At 66.8% G+C, this 18,343-nt stretch carries 13 protein-coding genes; 10 read left to right on the forward strand and 3 right to left on the reverse strand.

What is annotated here, in order from left to right:
• Positions 1-85 precede the first annotated feature (85 nt).
• From ACOGI8_RS10920 to ACOGI8_RS10930, 3 genes are all read left to right on the forward strand, one after another.
• Positions 86-5,656, forward strand: coding sequence for a GLUG motif-containing protein (locus ACOGI8_RS10920; RefSeq protein ID WP_419853828.1), 5,571 nt, complete (start codon positions 86-88; stop codon positions 5,654-5,656).
• A gap of 185 nt (positions 5,657-5,841) precedes the next feature.
• A complete protein-coding gene (locus ACOGI8_RS10925; protein ID WP_419853829.1) occupies positions 5,842-7,167 on the forward strand; it encodes an AAA family ATPase in 1,326 nt (441 codons plus the stop codon).
• Between the two features lie 290 nt (positions 7,168-7,457).
• A complete protein-coding gene (locus ACOGI8_RS10930) occupies positions 7,458-9,491 on the forward strand; it encodes a Calx-beta domain-containing protein (protein WP_419853830.1) in 2,034 nt (677 codons plus the stop codon).
• Positions 9,492-9,573: 82 nt separating this feature from the next.
• Here ACOGI8_RS10930 and ACOGI8_RS10935 read toward each other — a convergent pair whose 3' ends face one another.
• The gene (locus ACOGI8_RS10935) at positions 9,574-10,956 is read right to left on the reverse strand and encodes a glutamine synthetase family protein (protein WP_419853831.1); all 1,383 of its coding nucleotides are present in this window, start codon (positions 10,954-10,956) and stop codon (positions 9,574-9,576) included.
• A 115-nt stretch (positions 10,957-11,071) separates the two neighbouring features.
• Between ACOGI8_RS10935 and ACOGI8_RS10940 the strand changes: the two genes are divergently transcribed.
• The 3 genes from ACOGI8_RS10940 to ACOGI8_RS10950 are packed head-to-tail and all read left to right on the forward strand — an operon-like array spanning position 11,072 to position 14,369.
• Positions 11,072-12,376: a cytochrome P450 gene (locus ACOGI8_RS10940; protein ID WP_419853832.1), complete on the forward strand. Its 1,305-nt coding sequence runs from the start codon at positions 11,072-11,074 to the stop codon at positions 12,374-12,376.
• Positions 12,376-13,674, forward strand: a complete 1,299-nt coding sequence (locus ACOGI8_RS10945) for a cytochrome P450 (RefSeq protein ID WP_419853833.1) — start codon at positions 12,376-12,378, stop codon at positions 13,672-13,674. Before ACOGI8_RS10940 ends, ACOGI8_RS10945 begins: the two co-directional genes overlap by 1 nt.
• Entirely contained in the window at positions 13,671-14,369 is a 699-nt protein-coding gene (locus tag ACOGI8_RS10950) for a type 1 glutamine amidotransferase (RefSeq protein ID WP_419853834.1), read from the forward strand. Before ACOGI8_RS10945 ends, ACOGI8_RS10950 begins: the two co-directional genes overlap by 4 nt.
• 42 nt (positions 14,370-14,411) lie before the next feature.
• Here ACOGI8_RS10950 and ACOGI8_RS10955 read toward each other — a convergent pair whose 3' ends face one another.
• Positions 14,412-15,296 carry an alpha/beta hydrolase gene (locus tag ACOGI8_RS10955; protein ID WP_419853835.1) on the reverse strand — a complete coding sequence of 295 codons (885 nt, stop codon included), beginning with the start codon at positions 15,294-15,296 and terminating at the stop codon, positions 14,412-14,414.
• Positions 15,297-15,454: 158 nt separating this feature from the next.
• On the opposite strand from ACOGI8_RS10955, the gene ACOGI8_RS10960 reads away from it, so the two are divergent.
• The 4 genes from ACOGI8_RS10960 to ACOGI8_RS10975 all read left to right on the forward strand — a co-directional run bounded on the left by ACOGI8_RS10960 (position 15,455) and on the right by ACOGI8_RS10975 (position 17,773).
• Positions 15,455-16,249, forward strand: coding sequence for an SDR family NAD(P)-dependent oxidoreductase (locus ACOGI8_RS10960; RefSeq protein ID WP_419853836.1), 795 nt, complete (start codon positions 15,455-15,457; stop codon positions 16,247-16,249).
• A 133-nt stretch (positions 16,250-16,382) separates the two neighbouring features.
• Positions 16,383-17,048, forward strand: a complete 666-nt coding sequence (locus ACOGI8_RS10965; protein WP_419853837.1) for a DUF433 domain-containing protein — start codon at positions 16,383-16,385, stop codon at positions 17,046-17,048.
• The gene (locus tag ACOGI8_RS10970; RefSeq protein ID WP_419853838.1) at positions 17,020-17,463 is read left to right on the forward strand and encodes a DUF5615 family PIN-like protein; all 444 of its coding nucleotides are present in this window, start codon (positions 17,020-17,022) and stop codon (positions 17,461-17,463) included. The genes ACOGI8_RS10965 and ACOGI8_RS10970 overlap by 29 nt, the downstream gene beginning before the upstream one ends.
• Before the next feature lie 55 nt (positions 17,464-17,518).
• Positions 17,519-17,773, forward strand: a complete 255-nt coding sequence (locus tag ACOGI8_RS10975) for a hypothetical protein (protein WP_419853839.1) — start codon at positions 17,519-17,521, stop codon at positions 17,771-17,773.
• 15 nt (positions 17,774-17,788) lie between these two features.
• Here the strand turns inward: ACOGI8_RS10975 and ACOGI8_RS10980 are convergent, their stop codons facing one another.
• Positions 17,789-18,298 carry a hypothetical protein gene (locus tag ACOGI8_RS10980; protein ID WP_419853840.1) on the reverse strand — a complete coding sequence of 170 codons (510 nt, stop codon included), beginning with the start codon at positions 18,296-18,298 and terminating at the stop codon, positions 17,789-17,791.
• Positions 18,299-18,343 lie beyond the last annotated feature (45 nt).

Raw genomic sequence — 18,343 nt, forward strand, 5'->3', positions numbered from 1 at the left:
CCGCTTGTAATCTCGCCCGTATCCATGAACGACAAGAGGCCGAATAATGGGTGATTCAGCACGTACCCCGACCCCACCTGCACCTATGTTCGGGGGGGGGTCCCGCCCCTGCATCGCCGTCGGCGCTCTCGCCGTCCTGATCGTCACGCTCTCGCTGTTCGCGCTCTCGCCCCCGCCCGCCCAAGCACAGGATGCGTCGTCTGACGCCAGCCTGCGCGACCTGTACATCTCCGGAGCCCCCTTCACCGAGCCCTTCGACCCGGCACGCACCGAGTACGCCGCCACCGTGGGGCAGAACCAGTCCACAGCCTTCGTGCGGGTACGGGTGAACCACTCGGAGGCCACTGCGGCGGTCCCCGGCACGCGGTCGATCCCCGGTGGCTGGTTCATCGTGTCGCTGGACCCGCGGCCCGCGAACATCACGGTGCTGGTTACGGCGGCGGACGGCTCGACGACGCGCACCTACACCATTGGCATCGACGGCCAGCTGCCGGCGGCGTCCACGCCCGAGGAGACCGCGCCCGAGGAGACCACGCCGACTCCGGAGCCGGTGGTGCGGACACCGGAGCCGGACACCCAGCCCGAATTGCAGCGGCAGGATGCGCCGCCCTCCAGCGACGCGACCCTGAGCCGACTTCAGATATTCATGACGGACAATACCGGCCCAGACGCCGGCTGGTACGTGACCCCCAAGGGTTCGGCCTTCACGCTGACTCCGGCCTTCGACCCGCAGATCACCCAGTACGAGGTGCGGATACCGGAATCGGCCTACTCATCCGCGGAAGACACATTTGGGAACGGCCCGCGGATCACGGCGGTGGTGGCGTCGGACGCGCCGGCGCCGGTGACGTTCCTGGTGACGGGCAGGCGGCTGGGCGGTGAGACGCGGGACCCGAAGCGGGCGCCGGTCCGTCCGGAGACTCACCCGGCCACTGCCGTAGGGGAGGGCGAGGGCAACGGGCCGTGGGCCAGCGGGCCGTGGGCGACGCCGCCGGGGTACACCTGGGTCGACGTGAAGGTGACCGCGGCCGACGGCAAGACGGTGAAGACGTACAGCGTGAAGGTGGAGTACGGGCCGACCGGAGACCCGCGGAACGTGAAGCTGACGCCGGGAGACGGGCAGCTGACGCTGACCTGGGAGCATCCGGCGTCGGGAAAGGCGCACAACTACTTCGCCCGCTGGCGGAAGGCGGGGACGACGACCTGGCTGAACACCGGTCAGCGGGACACGGCACTGGATAGCGCCATCACTGGCGCGGAAGGCGGCGCGTGGGTCTGGAGCCAGGGATCCCACCCGCTGACCTACACCATCACCGGGCTGGAGAACGGAGTGGAGTATGAGGTGCAGTTGGAGGCCCTGGTGGGCGGCGGGCGCAACATCGACCGCAATGTGCCTGACGAGCGCAAGGACGACTGGCTGGCCAGCGGCTGGGTGGCGGCGCGACAGACGCCGGTCAAGCCCAAGACTGAGCTGACCATCACTCCTGCCAACCCCACGCGGGAGTACGGGGGCACGGACGACCTGAGCTACACGGTGGGCGGGCTGGCGCCGGGCGACGCGGCGGCCAGCGTGGTTACGGGAGCGCTGGCTCGGGCGACCGGCGACGACGCGGGCAGCTACGCCATCAACCTGGGGACGCTGGCGATAGCCGGCGCCTACGCGGACAAGTACACGCTGCCGTCCAGTCCGTCCGTCGCGACCTACGCCATCACGGCCAAGGAGATAACGGCAATCAGCGGCGTGACCGTGAACAGCCGGACGGCGGACGGAACCACGGACGCGACCTTCGACACCGGCAATGCCCAGGGAACGGGCGTCTTGTCATCGGAGCTTGCCGACTTTCGAGCGGGCGGTCTGCAAGTGAGCGGGTCGTTCAATGCCGCGACTGCGGGAACGCACGACGTGAGCGTGACCTACTCGCTACAGGACCACGGCTCGTTCAAGGCAGGCAACTACACCCTGGCCTCCACGACCGACACGCTGAGGGGAGAGATCACGGCGGGGAGCATCCACCTTTCCCCCACCGAGGATGACGGCGTGCTGCGGTTCTCCGAAGGTCGAATGATCGGCGATTCCAGCATTGTCGGCTTTACCAAACTGATACGTCCCGTGACCGTGACGCAAGGAATGACCGCCGTTCATTACATCGCTCTGAAGCATCCTCCCACGGCTGACGTGACGATCACTCTGAAAATGGATCCACCGTCATTCTTTGAGAAGGCCTACCACGTCCAGCGTTCTGCCCATTTCAGCGCCAGCAGCTACCAGCCGGGGGCAGTTGGAGAAGCGTTGGGATATGTCGTGACTCACGATGCCATCGGCACCTTCACCATTACGTACGTGGGAGTCAGCGACGACCCGCGTTACAACGGCGACCTGGACACGATTACGGTTCAGGTGATCCGCTCCAAACCGGGCGAGTGTCGCACGCTCGCCGCTCCGTCCGTATCCATTGACGAACGCGGTGAGGTTTGGGCCACTTCCGGGCCGGGCACTTGTGCCGGGCGCATCGTGGATGGCTATACGGTTGAGGTCAGCGAGAACGACGGCCCGTGGAAATTCTTGGACAATTACGTTACGCCGCGTTCGCCCGGACACGCGAGAAAGCCGACTTCGAAGTCATTCAGGGAGGCCACTACGCTCCCTGATGCAGCAGTCAACGGCGCCGAGTACCGGGTCAGGGGTCGAGGCAACACCTCGGAGGAATACGCGGGTCCTGTCAAGTACCCAACCGACTGGCTGACAACCAAGTTCACCTTCACCGGCGAAGCGGCCGTTATCGTCGGCGCGCCGGTGCGGCAGCCCGGAGCCCAGCTCCCCAATGGCAGCACCGACTACGACGTGGACGACGACGGACTGATCGAAGTGTCCACGCTGGCGCAGTTGAACGCCATGCGCTGGGATCCGGACGGAAACGGCTATGCGTATTTGTTGGATCCATACGCCGTCGCCTTCCCTGACGCCATGAACGGCATGGGCTGTCCGTCGTCATGGTGCTCCGGCTATGAGCTGGCCAACGACCTGGACTTTGACACCAACGGGAACGGCGAGGCCGACGCCGGCGATGCCTATTGGAATGGCGGCGCGGGCTGGCATCCCGTGGGCGTTGCCTGCTGGAGGTACGGCTCGGACTGCCTCGGTTCCGGCCCGTTTACCGGCGTGTTCGAAGGCAACGGCAACGTGATCCGCAATCTCTACATCAACCGGACCGCGACGGCGTGGGGCTGGTGGCGCGACCGCTCGTATGAAAATCAGGGTTTGTTCGGCGCGTCCCGGGGAGTGATCCGCAACGTCGGACTGGAATCAGTGAACGTCACGGGCACGAAGCACGTTGGCGGAATGGTCGGATTGAATCGCGGGAGAATCATCCGCAGCTACGTGACCGGGTCCATAACCGGACCGCACGCTGCGGGTGGATTGGTTGGACGGTTGTTCAACGGTTCGATTATCGAAAGCTACTCCACGGCCAGCGTGGTTGGACTCATGCCGCAGAGCTGGAATGGGAAATATATCGGCGGTCTCGTCGGGTACAACGATGACGGCGCCGTCATCGCCAGTTACGCCGCGGGCCGTGTGTCCGGTCAGGCCTTGGCCACGGGCGGCCTCATCGGATACGGCACCGTGAAGAGCTCCGTGACTGCCAGCTACTCCACCAGCGTCGTGTCCAGCTGGGGCTCACTCACCACCGGGCTGGGTCGGGGCGGCAACGCCGTCAGCAGCTATTGGGATACCCAGACCTCCGGTCAGAGCGGCAGCTCCCTGGGCGCGGGCAAGACCACCGCCGAGTTGCAGGCGCCAACCGGCTACACCGGCATCTACGCCAACTGGAACCGGGACCTCGACGGCGACGGCAACGGGGATGATCCCTGGGACTTCGGCACGGGCAGCCAGTACCCGGTACTGAAGAACACCGGCCCCAGCGTGGCCGGCCAGCGTCCGGAGTCGTCGGATGATCCCGCTGCCGAGCAGCCGACATTCCGCGACAGGGACTACGACGCAGACGACGACGGGCTGATTGAAGTGTCCAACCTGGACCAGCTGAACGCCATCCGCTGGGACGAAGATGGCGACGGTTCGGCAGGGAAAATCGAGAACTGGGTCGTCGATGTCGACGGTTCACTCGTGATCGACGGTGATGTTGACCGCCATGCCATCGCCTTCCCCAACGCGGCGCCGGGCATGGGCTGCCCTTCCTCGGGCTGTATCGGCTATGAGCTGGCCGCCGACCTGGACTTTGACACCAACCGCAACGGCGCGGCCGACGCCGGCGATGAGTACTGGGACGGCGGCTCGGGCTGGTCTCCTATCGCTCTAACGGGCTTCACCGCCGTGTTCGAGGGCAACGGTCACACCATCCGCAACCTGTTCATCGACAGGTCTAGCGATGCGAACGTCGGGCTGTTCGAGGCGGTTGTCATCCCCGCAGTCGTCCGCAACGTTGTGCTGGAATCCGTTGACGTGACCGGTGGCGAACGGGTCGGCGGTCTGGCCGGCCAGGCCAGCGGTACCATCAGCGGCGTCAGCGTGAGCGGAAGTGTGTCGGGCGAGAGCGCCGTAGGCGGGTTGGTGGGACATACCCTGCCGTCCGGCGTCGTCACCGGCAGCCACTCGACGGCGAGCGTAACCGGAACCAAGCCGCGCAGCGAGGGCGGCCGGGACGTGGGCGGCCTGGTGGGCTACAACGCGGGCGCCGTCCGAGCCAGCTACGTCACCGGCGCCGTGTCCGGCAAGGCCAACAACACCGGCGGCCTGGTGGGGTTCAACAGCGGCGCCGTCATTGCCAGCTACGCCCGCCTGGACGTGACCGGCAGCGGCCGGTACATCGGCGGGCTGGCGGGCAGCCACTACGCGGGAGCAATCACCTTCAGCTACGCGGCCGGCGCAACGGCGGGCGGCACGGACGCGGGCAGCCTGGTGGGCCACCGCGGCGGCTCAATCACCGCCAGCTACTGGGATTCAGACGAGTCCCAGGCCACCGGACCCGGCGGCGAGGGCAAGACCACCGCCGAGCTTCAGACTCCCACCGGCTACACCGGCATCTACGCCAACTGGAACGTGGACCTCGACGGCGACGGCAGCGCCGACGACCCCTGGGACTTCGGAACGTCGTGCCAGTACCCGGTGTTGAAGTATGGCGGCCTCAACCCCGACGACCAGAGCTCGCCGTGCGGGCCCGCCACGGTGAAGGTGGAGGATGCGCCGGACAATGCTGCGCCGGTGGAGGATGCGCCGGTGGAGGATGCCCCGGTGGAGGATGCCCCGGTGGAGGAGGAGACCGTCCCGGAGGCCCCGCCGACACCGGGACAGACCGAGCCGTACAACGTGCAGGTCACGCCGGGCGACGGCACGCTCACCGTCACCTGGACGGTCGCGCCCCGCGAGGGGCTCGAGGACGACGCGATACGCCACGCCCTGCGCTGGAGCCAGCAGTCCGGCGTCTGGGCCAACCCGCCGGGACCGTCGGGCGCTGCTGAAGACGGCATCGTGGTCGAAGGCGGAGTCGCGTCCTACACCATCACCGGTCTGGACAACGGCGTGGCGACGGGGGTCTTCGTGCGCTCATTCACCGACGGCAGCTACTCGGAACGCAGCGAGCACTCCAGCCAGTGGGTGCGGGTCAAGGGCGAGCACACCACCCCCAAGGCCGCCGGGTAGCCGGGAGCGGCAGATGCCGGGTGCCGCGCCGGCACACGACACAAATCCGAACGCATTTGTTCCGCATGAGCTACTTGGGAGCGTTCGGTGCGCGCGTCGCGCTGTTGTATCCGCACTCGCGCTTTTGAGTTTGCATTGCGCTTTGTGAATCGCACTGCGCTTTGCGTTGCAGCTAGACTGCGGTCATGAAGGACTTGCTCGGACGTCCGATGGACGCCAACCGTGCAGGGAACCTGTTCACACCCGGCTTCGGGTTGCCGCCGCATCGCCTCGTGGGACGCGAAGACGACCTCAGAGAACTGCAGGACGGCCTCGGCGCCGGTCCGCGGGACCCGAGGTTCACTTCGGTGATCATCGGGCACCGCGGTTCCGGCAAGACCGTGCTGCTGAGCGAGATCCGGGGCATAGCCGCCGAAGCCGGCTGGGTGATCTTGCGGGCCGATGCCACCACCGCGAATCTGCAAGACCGCATCGACGCCGAAATCCGCGAGTTCGCGAACCCGGCAGTCGCAGGCGATCTCGTCGAGGAACGCTCCCCCAGCGAGACGACCGCAGCCTTGCATGCCGGCCCGGTGGGTCTGTCGCGGCGGCTTTCCAAGACCGTACACAACACTCGAAGCCTCACCAAGAAGCTCGAAATCATCGGGAATCACGCAGCCGAACGCGGGTCGGCGGTGCTGCTGTGCGTCGACGAGCTCCAAGCCGGACATCGAGACGAACTGCGACGGCTGGCATCGGACCTGCAGCGGCTCACCAAAGAGGACGGGCTGCCGATCGCTTTCATCGGCGCCGGCCTGCCTGCCATGCAGGACACAATCCTGCGCGACCCCAAGATGACCTTCTTCCAACGATGCCATCCGCAGCATCTCGCCCCACTCCCCTATCCGAGCGTGCTGTCGTTCTTCAAGCAGACCATTGCCGACGCAGGAGGCTCCTGCGACACGGCAACACTCGAACGGATGGCCGACGCGACGGACGGCTTCGCATATCGGATGCAGCTCATCGGCCGACGCGCTTGGACTATCTCCGGAGCACCGGACCGTCCCGTGGACATGACGTCCGCCGAGATGGCCGTCACAGCCGCCGAACGGCACCTGCGAACGCAGGTGTACAGCGACATCTGGGACAGCCTCGATCAGATAGACCGTCATGTGCTGCGCGTGGCAGCCGAGCATGGCGGCACGGTGCCTCGCAGCACCTTGGGCGCCGCCGTGCCTGCGTCAGCGAGCAGCCTTGCCACAAGGCTGAATCGGCTCAGACGCCTCGGCGTCATCACCCGCGACGCAGACTCGCCGCAAGCCGACGTGCGTCTCGGCACGCTCGCACCGCTGGACTTCGTCAACGAGCAACTCGAAGAAGCAGCCAGCCTCGAAAGCGGTGCTTCAGCCGAACTGGCAGTGTCCGTCGCAGCGCGCCGCACGGCGGCTCCGCGATGCGGACGGCGACTCAAGACCAAAGACGCTTACTGCATTCTTCGAGCCGGGCACAGCGGCAACTGCCGATCTCGCTGAACCCCCAAACGAGGCTCTGAGAAGGCGACGGGCGCACGCTGCATCCTCCCCGCACCATGAGGGCGATTCCTCACGTGTGCGGAGTGTGCGGCCGCGGCGCAGCCGGCATGTTCGTGTCCACGGTCTGCGGCTTGTAGTCTCGCCCGCATCAATGACCGTATAAAGAGAGATGAAGGATGAATGATGAGCGATCCGGCACGTACCCCGACCCCACCAGCACGCATGTACGGGGGGGGGGGGGTAGACGTTCCGCCCTCAAACTGACCCTGGCCGCAGCGGCCAGCGCGCTCATGGTCAGCACCGCGCTCACGTTGCCCGCCCAGCCAGCCCAGGCGCAGGACGACAACCGGCCGTCAGTGCAATTCGCCGAAGTCACCTACGTCATCGAGGAAAACGACGCGAGCGGGCTCAACGTCGGGGTGACGATCTCTCCGGCGCTGACCACCGCGAGCCGGGTCAAGTTCACCACCAGCGGCCCCGCCATCCGCAACGTGGACTACACCGTTACCGGGCTGCGCAGGCACACTGTTCCCGGGGCCTACGGAGCCGTGACCCACACCGAGTATGTGGACCTGCCGGCAGGTGCGACGCAGGTGCTCCTCCAGGTCCGGGTCATCCCGGACGATATCGTGGAGGAAAATGAGGACATTTTCTTCACCCTGACATCCATCGACACGACCAATGCGCCCTACAAGATCGGCGCTCCAGCGTCCACCAATGTCGTGATGCTTGACAACCTGAATGCCGGCATCAAGCAAGACCACCTCGCGGTGTCGGGCGCGCTGCCCTGGACGGCGACGCTGACGGTGAGGGACGTGTCCCACGAGCGCGGCAGCGACCCCATGGTGGTGCGCAAGCAGAAGGGCCCCGCCGGCCAGTACATCCCGTGCGGCGCCACCAGTGAGTGGGGCGCGGGCGCCTTCGGCGCCAACGAGCGCTGCCAGAACAACTTCGTGTACGAGCGGGTGGCGCTGAGCGAGGTGACCGGCACGACGAGCTTCCCCATGGTGGGATGCCAAAACGGCAAGAGCGGCGGGCAGTGTCTCCCGCAAGGCAACAATGCGCTCTCGGACAACGGCTTCGTCGACGGCGGGTCGGCGCACAGGGTCCTCGGCGTGGTCCTGAGCGGCGGGACGCTGTCCCTCTCGTTCGACCGGCCCCTCTCGGACGCCTTGAAGGCGGTCGCAAAGCTGACCGTGGACGGCAGCACCGAGTTTCGGCTGGCGGACGCGACGGGCATCGACGGCTCTTACCAATGGGGAAACACGGGGCTGAGCTGGACCACTGACCCCGCCCAGTCGGTGTCGCTGCGCCTGGAGCGGGTGTCGCAGCAACGGGGCGGCGAGGGGCCGAGCTCCGGCGACGAGGAGCAGCGCGACCCGCTGACGGCATCGTTCGAGAAGGTGCCCGCGACGCATGACGGGCAGTCGGCGTTCACGCTGGACGTGCGTCTGAGCGAGACGGTGGGCAAGTTCAGCCGGTCGCCGCGCGCGTCGTCGTTCGCGGTGACGCAGGGCCGGGTGACGGGCGTGGAGCAGATCGGCGCCGGGCTGTGGCGGGTGACGGTGCGGCCGGCGTCGCCTAGCGCCGTGGTGACGGTGACGCTCGCGGGCGGGCGGGACTGCGACCACGAGCCGTCGGGCGCGGTGTGCGCGCGGGACGGGCGGGCGCTGTCGAACACGTCGTATGCGAGGGTCGCGGCGGATCCGCAGCAGCAGCAGGCGGTGCTGACCACGCCGCGGGCGGCAACCCAGACCGTGGCGGCGGCGTTCGGCAAGGTCCCGGCGGAGCATGACGGGCGGACGGCGTTCGCGCTGGACGTGCAGTCGGGCGCCAAGCCCGCTGCCGACGCGTTCACGGTGACGAACGGGACGGTCACGGGCGTGGAGTCGCTGGACCCGGTGCTGTGGCGGGTGCGCGTCAAGCCGAAGTCCTGGAAAGACGTGACAGTCGCCCTCGGCGACGCGTCAGCGAAGGTCCCTGGCCCGGCGCGCATCCGAGCCCAGGACGCCCGGGCGAAAGAAGGCAAGCACGCCTCGCTCGACTTCACGGTGACGCTGAGCCGCGCGGCGTCGGGGCCGGTCTCGGTGCACTACGCGACCAACGACGGCACGGCAGCGGCAGGGGCGGACTACACCGCCGCGTCGGGCACGCTGACCTTCGCGCCGGGCGAGACGCACAAGACCGTCTCGGTGACGCTGCTCGACGACGCCATCAACGAGAGCAAAGAGACCCTCACGCTCAAGCTCTCGAACCCCCAAGGAGCGTTCCTGCGCGCAATGCACCGCAACGCAAACGGAATCATCAAAAACGACGACCCCTAGACTATGCAGCTCGCACACCTCGGGCGCATGGCCACCGAAAATTGTTCAGCGTTCAGCGCAGCCGAGTGCCCGAGCCTGCCGTTCAGGTGAATTCGAGGTAGCGGTCTCGCTCCCAGTCGGTTACTTCGTCGCCGGCCGGATCGCACCCCGCGTCAACGAATTTGTCGAGCTCGGCTTTGGCCATCAGCACGAAGTTGGTCGAGAACTCCTCCCCCAACGCTGCAGCTAGAGCGCTGCCCTCGTAGGCCGCTATGCCGTCGGCGGCGTTGGCGGGCAGCGGCACTGCGTCGCCGGGGTCGTCGTACATGTCGCCCACGCTCATCGGGCCCGGGTCGGCGCGGCGCTCGAGGCCGTCGGCGCCTGCTGCCAGCAGGCCGGCGATCATCAGGTACGGGTTGGCATCCGCGCCCGCAGACCGGAACTCCACGCGGTTCGCATTGTCCGCGCCGACTGTGCAGCGGCACATCACCGAGCGATTGTCGAGCCCCCAGTGCACGTGCGTGGGGGCGAACGTGTAGGGGCGCACTCGCTTGTAGCCGTTGGGCACGGGGCTGCCGAGCAGCGACAGCGCCCCGGCGTTGTCGAGCTGGCCGCCGAGCCAGTGCGACATCACGTCGTTGGGCCGCTCCTCGGAGCTGGCGAACGCGTTCGAGCTCGCTGCCTCGTGCGGCTGCTCGCCGCCGCCGGGAGCGCGGTGTCTCACGTCTACGAGGCTCGTGTGCACATGCATGCCGCTGCCCGACGGCTCGGTCCACGGTTTGGGCATGAACGTGGCCTTCAGCCCGGTCTCCTCGGCGATCTCCTTCACGATGCTCTTGTAGAGCGCCGTGTTGTCGGCAGTGGTCATGGCATCGGAGTACTGCACGTTGATCTCGATCTGGCCGGGCCCGTACTCGGGGTTCGACGACTCGACGGGGATGCCGGCATCGATCATCGCGAGGCGCATGGCCAACAGCACCGATTCGAGGTCTGACCGGTCGGTGAGCGATGAGTACTGGATGTGGCTCTGGGTGTGCGACCAGTCGGCCTCGCACAGGTAGAACTCCATCTCGGTGGCCACGAGCGGGCTGTAGCCCAGTGCCCGGCAGCGCGCGATCTGGCGGGCCAGCACCGTGCGGGGTGCGATGGGGTGGAGGCGGTGCGGCGGTTCGAGACTGTCGGCGAACACCAGCGCGTAGCCGGGACGGTGGCCGAAGAGGCGCAGCGTGCCGAGATCGGGGACCAGATGCGTGTCGAGATAGCCCTTGCCCATGTTGATGTACGGGCTGTCGACCAGGTCGTTGTGCAGGTCGAAGATGTAGATGGCGTCTGCCAGGTGACAGCCGCCCTCGGCCACCGAGCGCAGGAAATGATCGACGGGAAAGCGCTTGCCGCGCAGGTGCCCGTAGGTGTCGACGATGGCCACCTCGACGGTGTGCACATCGGCCATCCGCAGGGTGCTCTGGATGTCGGCAAGTTCGCTCATGGGTTCATTCCTCCGTCGTGTTCGCATGCGATGGACGTGTCTGGTCGGCTCGCGGGCGGGCACAGACTTACCATTCGGCTGTGCCTCCCGAAACCTCATTGGCCGGAACGACATCGTGACCGGTGGATCGGCGCGGAGCGAGCGGTCCGCTGACATCGACATCGTTGATGCCGGCCGCTACGGGAACGGCATTCCCTGGGACGACTTCCGCACGCTTCGCGCACGACCGGGGCTGCACTGGAACCGCTACGAGGACCACGGCTTCTGGGCGGTGACGCGCCACGCCGACGTGTGCGAGGTGTCACGCCATCCCGAGCGCTTCTCGTCGGCCATCGGGCACGTCAACCTGTGGGATCTCGAGGCCGACGCGCTGGAGGCCCGCCGATCGATCCTCGAACACGACCCGCCGGCGCACACCCGGCTGCGTCGGGTGGTGTCCAAGGCGTTCACACCCCGCCAGATGCGCCGGTACACGGAGCGCACCCGTGCCATTGCCGACGAGTTGCTCGACGTGGTGGTCGAGCGGGGCGGTGGCGATTGGGTGGAGCTGGTGGCGGCGCCGCTGCCGATCAGGGTGATCATCGCGATCCTGGGCGTGCCGCCCGAAGACGCCGACTACATGGTGGAGCTTTCGAATCACCTCGTCGAAGGCACCACCGAAACGCAATCGCTGCCGCCCGACGCCTACGGCAACACGACGCCGCTGCGCCTGCTCCCCTTCGGCAGCCCCGCAGCGTGGGGACTGTACGAGTACGGGGCCAAGCTGGGCGACGAGCGTCTGGAACAGCCCACCGACGACGTCGTGAGCCACCTGGTGCATGCCGAGGTCGGCGGCGACCGCCTGACGGCCACCGAGTTCCGGAACTTCTTCCAGGTGCTGGTGTTCGGCGGGAACGAGACCACGCGCACCGCCATCACCCACGGGACCATGGCGTTCGCCGAGCACCCCGAGCAGTGGGACAGGCTGGCGGCCGACCGCGAGCTGCTCCCCAACGCCGTCGAAGAAGTGATCCGCTGGGCCTCGCCGATCCTGCACATGCGCCGCACCGCAGCGGTCGACACCGAGCTGGCAGGCACTCAGATCTCAGCGGGCGACAAGGTGGTGATGTGGTACCCGTCGGCCAACCGGGACGAGGCGGTGTTCGAGCGACCCGACGAGTTCGACATCGGCCGGGCCGACAACGCACAGATCGCTTTCGGCGGCGGGGGGCCGCACTTCTGCCTGGGCGCTTACTTGGCCCGCATGGAACTGACTGTGCTGCTCGAAGCGATGCTCGACCGCAGCATCCGGCCGGCGAGCGTTGCCGACCTCGTGCGGATCCCGTCGAACTTCGTTCACGGCGTCGCCTCGGTGGAGGTGGCAGTGGAAGCTGCAGTGGCCAAGCCGGCGGTGGCTGTGCGAGCCTCCTGTAACAATTGATGGCAGTGAGCACCTGGGCCGAGCCGTACTTGGACGACCTCGGGCCTGACGACGCCAACATCTCCGATCACGACGTCTGGACCCGGGGCGTGCCCCATGCCACGTTCGCCCGCATGCGGCGGGAGGATCCCGTGGCCTGGGTCGACGAGGTGGACGGGCGCGGCTACTGGGCCGTCACCAAGTACGACGATGCGTTCCGCATCAGCCGTGACACCCAGACCTTCACCTCCGCGCAGGGCATCCGGCTCGAGGACATGGCGCCCGACGAGCTCGAAGCACGCAAGACGATGATGGAGATGGACCCGCCCGAGCACACCCGCTACCGGCGCCTGGTGAGCCGCGGGTTCACGCCTCGGGTCGTGAATACCTATGAGGCCGCCATCCGTGGGCTGGCGTGCGAGGTGCTCGACCACGCCCTCACCGAGGAACGCTTCGACTTCGTCACCGACGTTGCAACCGAACTGCCCATGCGGATGCTGGGCCGCATGCTGGGCACCAGCGACGCCGACGGCCACCAGCTCGTGGAGTGGGGCGACGCGCTGCTCGGCAACACCGATCCCGACTTCACCGATTACCCCGTGGGGCTGGTGGACACCGACGAGTTCCGCTTCATGCCGTTCCGCAGCCCGGCCACCGTGGAGATCTTCGAGTACGCGGCGGCCCAGGCCGCGGAGCGGCGCGAATGCCCGACCAAGGACGTGATCAGCCAGCTCTTGGCGCCCACCACCGACGGCACGCCGCTGACCGATCTGGAGTTCAAGAACTTCTTCACGCTGCTGATCGCGGCAGGCAACGACACCACCCGCTACACGATGACCCACGGGCTGTGGGTGCTGATGGCCCACCCTCACCTGTTCGACACCTGGCGGGCCGCGGTGCTGGCCGGCGACGACGAGCTGACCGCGAGCGCCGTGGAGGAAGTGCTGCGGGCCAGCTCGGTGACGACGCATTTCCGGCGCACGGCCACCTGCGATACCGAGATCCGTGGCACCAAGGTGCGGGCGGGCGACAAGGTGGTGCTGTATTACGTCAGCGCCGATCACGACGACGATCGTTTCGCTCATCCGTTCCGGTTTGACCTGGTACGTCCGAACAACGAGCACATGGCGTTCGGCCGCAACGGACCACACTTGTGCTTGGGAGCGTGGCTGGCTCGTATGGAGATCAAGGTGGTGTTCGAAGAGCTTCTGCGGAGGGTGGTCCGCATCGAGCAGGACGGCCCGGTCGAGCGGCTGCGGTCCAACTTCATTTCCGGCATCAAGCACCTGCCCGTACACGTGGTCGAGCTGGCTGCATGAGGGCGCTGGTCGTCACGCACGAGGAGACATCGCGGCCCGGTTTCGTCGGTGATCGCTTGGTGGAGCGGGGCGTCGAGCTGCACGTCCACGTGATGGTGCCCGACACCTCACGGCCGGCAGAATTCCAGCCGCTGCCCAGTGATGACTTCGATGCGCTCGTGGTGACGGGTTCGTACTTCTCGGTGTACGAGGACGCGATCAAGCCGTGGATCGGCGCTGAGCTAGATCTCATTCGCCGCTCGCACGAGCGCGGCACGCCGGTGCTGGGCATCTGCTTCGGCGGTCAGGCGCTGGCTGCGGCGCTGGGCGGATCGGTGGATCTCTCCCCCGAGACTGAGATTGGCTGGTACCGGATCTCACCGCCCGACGGCGTCGAGCTGCCGATTTCGGCCGGGCCGTGGATGGAATGGCATCACGATCGCTTCCACTTGCCCCCCGACGCTGAGCTGCTCGCCAGCACCGAGATATGCCCGCAGCTGTTCCGGATGGGCCGTAGCGTGGGCACCCAGTTCCATCCTGAGATCAGCACCGAGCTGGCCAGCGAGTGGTTGCGCGAGGCCAGCGACGACTACTTGGCATCTGTGGGCATCGTGCGCGAGGAGATCCTGACCGAGATCGCGCGCAACGAGGCCGCCAACCGCCGCAACTGCTTCGACCTGGTGGATTGGTTCCTCGACGACGTGGCGAAGTCGTAGGACCGCCGTCGCCGCCTCGCTGATCGGCGCCGCCGGGCAACGTCAGATGGCGAGGCGCTCGCCGAGGTACTCGGCTACCCGTACCACGCCCTCGTCGGCTTCGGGGAACAGGCCGGCCATCGAGTGCCAGACGTGGATCATCTCGGGCCAGACCTCCAGCGTCACGTCGACGCCGGAGGTGCGGGCCTTGTGTGCCAGCCGCTCGCTGTCGCTCAGCAGTACCTCGTCGTCGCCGCAGTGGATGAGCAACGGCGGCAAGCCCGAGAGGTCGCCTTCCAGCGGCGACGCATAGGGATCGGTGGCGTCGCCGTCGGGGCCGAGAAAGACCCCGGCGATCCGGGTGAGATCGTCGGCAGTCACCATCGGATCGCGGTCCGAGCGGGTGACGGCGCTCTCGCCGGTGCCGGACATGTCCACCCACGGCGAGATGGGTACGGCTGCGGCCGGCAGCGGCAGCCCGAGGTCGCGCAGCTTCATGAGCGTCGACATCGTCAGCCCGCCGCCAGCGGAATCGCCGGCGATGGCGATCTTGTCGGCGGAGTGGCTGCGGTCGAGCAGCCAGCGATACACAGCAACCGAGTCCTCCACCGGCGCAGGGTGCGGATGCTCGGGCGCCAGGCGGTAGTCGACCGAAAGCACCGGGCAGCCCAGCTTGAGGGCCAAGTTGCCGGTGAGGTTCCGGTGCGAGCCGATCGAACCGGCGACGTAACCGCCGCCGTGCACGTACTGCACGATGGCGTCGCCTGTGGTCTCGTCGGGCGTCTGCAGCTCGCACGGAACGCCGTTGGCGTCCACCATCTCGCCCGTGACGCCCGCCGGCAGCGGGCGCGCGGTGAGCTCGATGCCCTTGCGCATCGCATCGATGTCGGCAGGCATGGCCTGCGACGCGATGATCTCGCGGATTCTGTAGAACGCTTCGCTCGCCATCGAGCCCTCCCCTGTTTCGTCCCCTATCGGGACGATCTGATCGGCCGCCACAACGTAGCCACGTTGGCAAGACGAGGCCCGACGTGGAGTCGTAGTGTCGATGCGCCGCGCCGGTGAGGAGTGCCGGCACGGCCGGAATCCGACGAGGGAGGCCACCCGTGCTGCTCGAGAACAAGATCGCAATCGTCACCGGCGGTGCATCGGGCATCGGCGAAGCCAGTGCCCACCGCTTCGCCGCCGAAGGTGCGTCGGTGCTGGTGGTGGATATCCGCCGTGAACGAGCCGAGGGCGTGGCCGAATCGATCATGGAAGCCGGCGGCGAGGCGCATGGATTCGGTGCCAACGTGGCAGAGCCCGACGACGTCGAGGCGATGGTGGCCGCGGCCGTGGACCGCTGGGGCGGCTTGGACGTGCTCTACAGCAATGCAGGCACCATCCGCCCCGGCACCGCGGTGGAGCTGGAGCCTCGTGACTGGGACCTCGTGATGAACGTGAACGTCCGGTCGGTGTACCTAGGCGCCAAGTACGCAGTGCCGGCGATGGAAGCTCGCGGCGGCGGCTCGATCATCAACACGGCGTCGATCAGCGGCTTGCACGGCGACGGCGGTTCGGTGGTGTACGCCGCCTCGAAGGCGGCCGTGATCAACCTGACGCGGGCGCTGTCCACCGATCACGCCCCCGACGGCGTGCGCGTCAACGCCATCTGCCCCGGCACCATCCAGACGCCGCCCGTGCAACGGATGATGCAGGACCCGGCCGCGCTCGAACGCAACCTGGCAGCCCATGCGCTGCGCCGCCTCGGCCATCCCGACGAGATCGCCAGCGTCGCCGCCTGGCTCGCCAGCGACGAGTCGTCGTTCGTCACCGGCGAAGCCATCGTGGTAGACGGCGGCCTGCGAGCCCAATCACCCCTCGGCCGCCTAGCCGACCCCCGCCCCACCCACCTCCGCTGACCGGCATCTCTCCGCGACAGCCAAACACCCTCGTTCCGTTGTTGTCCACGGTTGCCATGGCACTTGGGCCAAGCATCGACAGGCGTGTGACAGGTCGCCCTTAGGCTGGTGACTGGAGTCGCGCGGAGGAGATGTGGCGACGAAGAAGCATGGCGAGAGCGAAGTCGCAACTGGCGCTGCTATGGGGGTCGGCATTTACTCTTTTCCCCAAGCGGCGCAGATTGTCGAGCGAAACCGTGACGTTTCGCGCGACCAAATCCGTCGCTGGATGACAGTTGTCAGGCCACCCTCACATGACAAGGACGCCGCAGCGACGATTGGCTTTGTCGATCTGATCGGCTTGGAAATGGTTTGCCGTTTCCGCGACCGAGGCGCCTCACTCCAAAGGGTCCGTCGAGTGCTGGATGGCATGCGCGAACGGTTTCCCAAGATCCAACACCCGCTGGCTCACGAGTCGTTCTACACCGACGGGCACAACGTCTGGATTGAGTTCCAAGGGCATGCGGAGGAGATTGTCGGGGACCGCAAAGGGCAACGGGCGATCACCTCTGCCATCCAGACGTTCGCCGAGGAGATCCAGTTCATCGACGGGCGCGCGGCGTCGTGGGATGTCGCCCAATGGATCGAGATCAACCCACGCATCTGCTTCGGCGCCCCGGTGGTGGCGGGCACCAGGATCCCAGTCAAGTCCATCGTCGCCAGCCTCAAGGAAGATTCGCCCGAAGAAGTCGCACGGGGTTTCAACCTCAGCGTGACCCGAGTTAAGGCCTGTGCGGAGTTCGCGCGACTCACCACGTGACATCCGCTTCTGCCTCGACGCGAATATCTCTCCGAGGGCAGCTGCGGGCATCGACAACGTCATTCACGTTTCCGAACTGGATGCGCTCAGCCGTACGCACGGGGGTCATTGCGATGCGCACGACTACGACATTGCCGTCTGGTGCGCAGAGAACGACTACGTGCTGGTGACCTGCGACAACGACTTCCGATCCCGACGGCAGAGAGCACAAGCGATCCAGGAGGCCGGAGTCGAGGTCATCGTGTTTACCTATGAACTCGCCGGCCTCAGCAATCACGTCTCGACGGTCGCAAGGCGGGTGCCGCTGTGGGAGCAGATACTCGGCCGGCTCGCCTATGCACCGCGTGTCTGGCTTCAGCACCGCCGTGGAGCGCTACGTGAGGATCGACCGGATCCAGCTTCAACATCAGAATGATGGCGACGATGATGCCGATTCGAGACAAGCTCGCGACGGAACTACGGGGTGATCGATGAGCTACACCGAAGCTGACGTGTCGGCAGCGCAGGCCGCAATGGACGAGTACCGAGGGAAGCTCGACGGTGAGGTTGCAGCAGCGCTAGCGGTAGTCGGACTCAGCGCCGAGCGGGCACACAAGGAAGCCGAGCTGCGCGACGACATGATCCGGGTGGCTCACCGATCGGGTGCTTCGCTACGCCAGATTGCTGAAGTGTCGGGACTCGGGCGCGAGACCGTGACTGCCGTCGTCGAAGCCGGCCAGTCCTAGCGCTGAATCCGAAAGCTAGGCGCGGCGGGCTATTGGCAGGGCTGGCTGCCAGGTTCTCTCGGGTCCGATGCGGGGCCTCGCCGGCGGGCCAAAACGCTCAGCGAGCGCTTGACTGGCTGCTGGGTCGTTGAGCCCCAGCACGCCTGACACGGCCTTTGCGCTCACCGCCGTGTCGATCATTCGTTGAGCTGCTCCGCCCTCGGGCAGGTGCGAGGTCAATACGTAGTACGGAGTGTCGTCACCGATGGAGCGCAGCAAGAAGCCGGTCAGCAGCGCCTTCTTGACCGTGTCCGTGCGGCGCATTCCTGGTCGCTGCCCCTTGAAGGAGCCCTTGTACTCGAAGTACACGAGCTCTCCGTTGGGTGCTTCGGCGATGTCATCGACCTCGCAGCCGATATCGGTGAATCTCTGCTTACCGTGAAGCTCGAACCCGAGCGCGCCCAAGTACGCCTTGGCCTGCTGCTCGAATGCAGTGCCCTGCCGACGTGAGTCAGCTTGGAAGTCGTCGCCGACTTCGCGGAGCATCCCCAAAGCCTCGCGCGACCTGCGCAAATGCGCCAATCTCACTCA

The organism is Candidatus Poriferisodalis sp., from assembly GCF_965204195.1.
In the GTDB taxonomy this organism is placed as follows: Bacteria; Actinomycetota; Acidimicrobiia; order Acidimicrobiales; family Poriferisodalaceae; genus Poriferisodalis.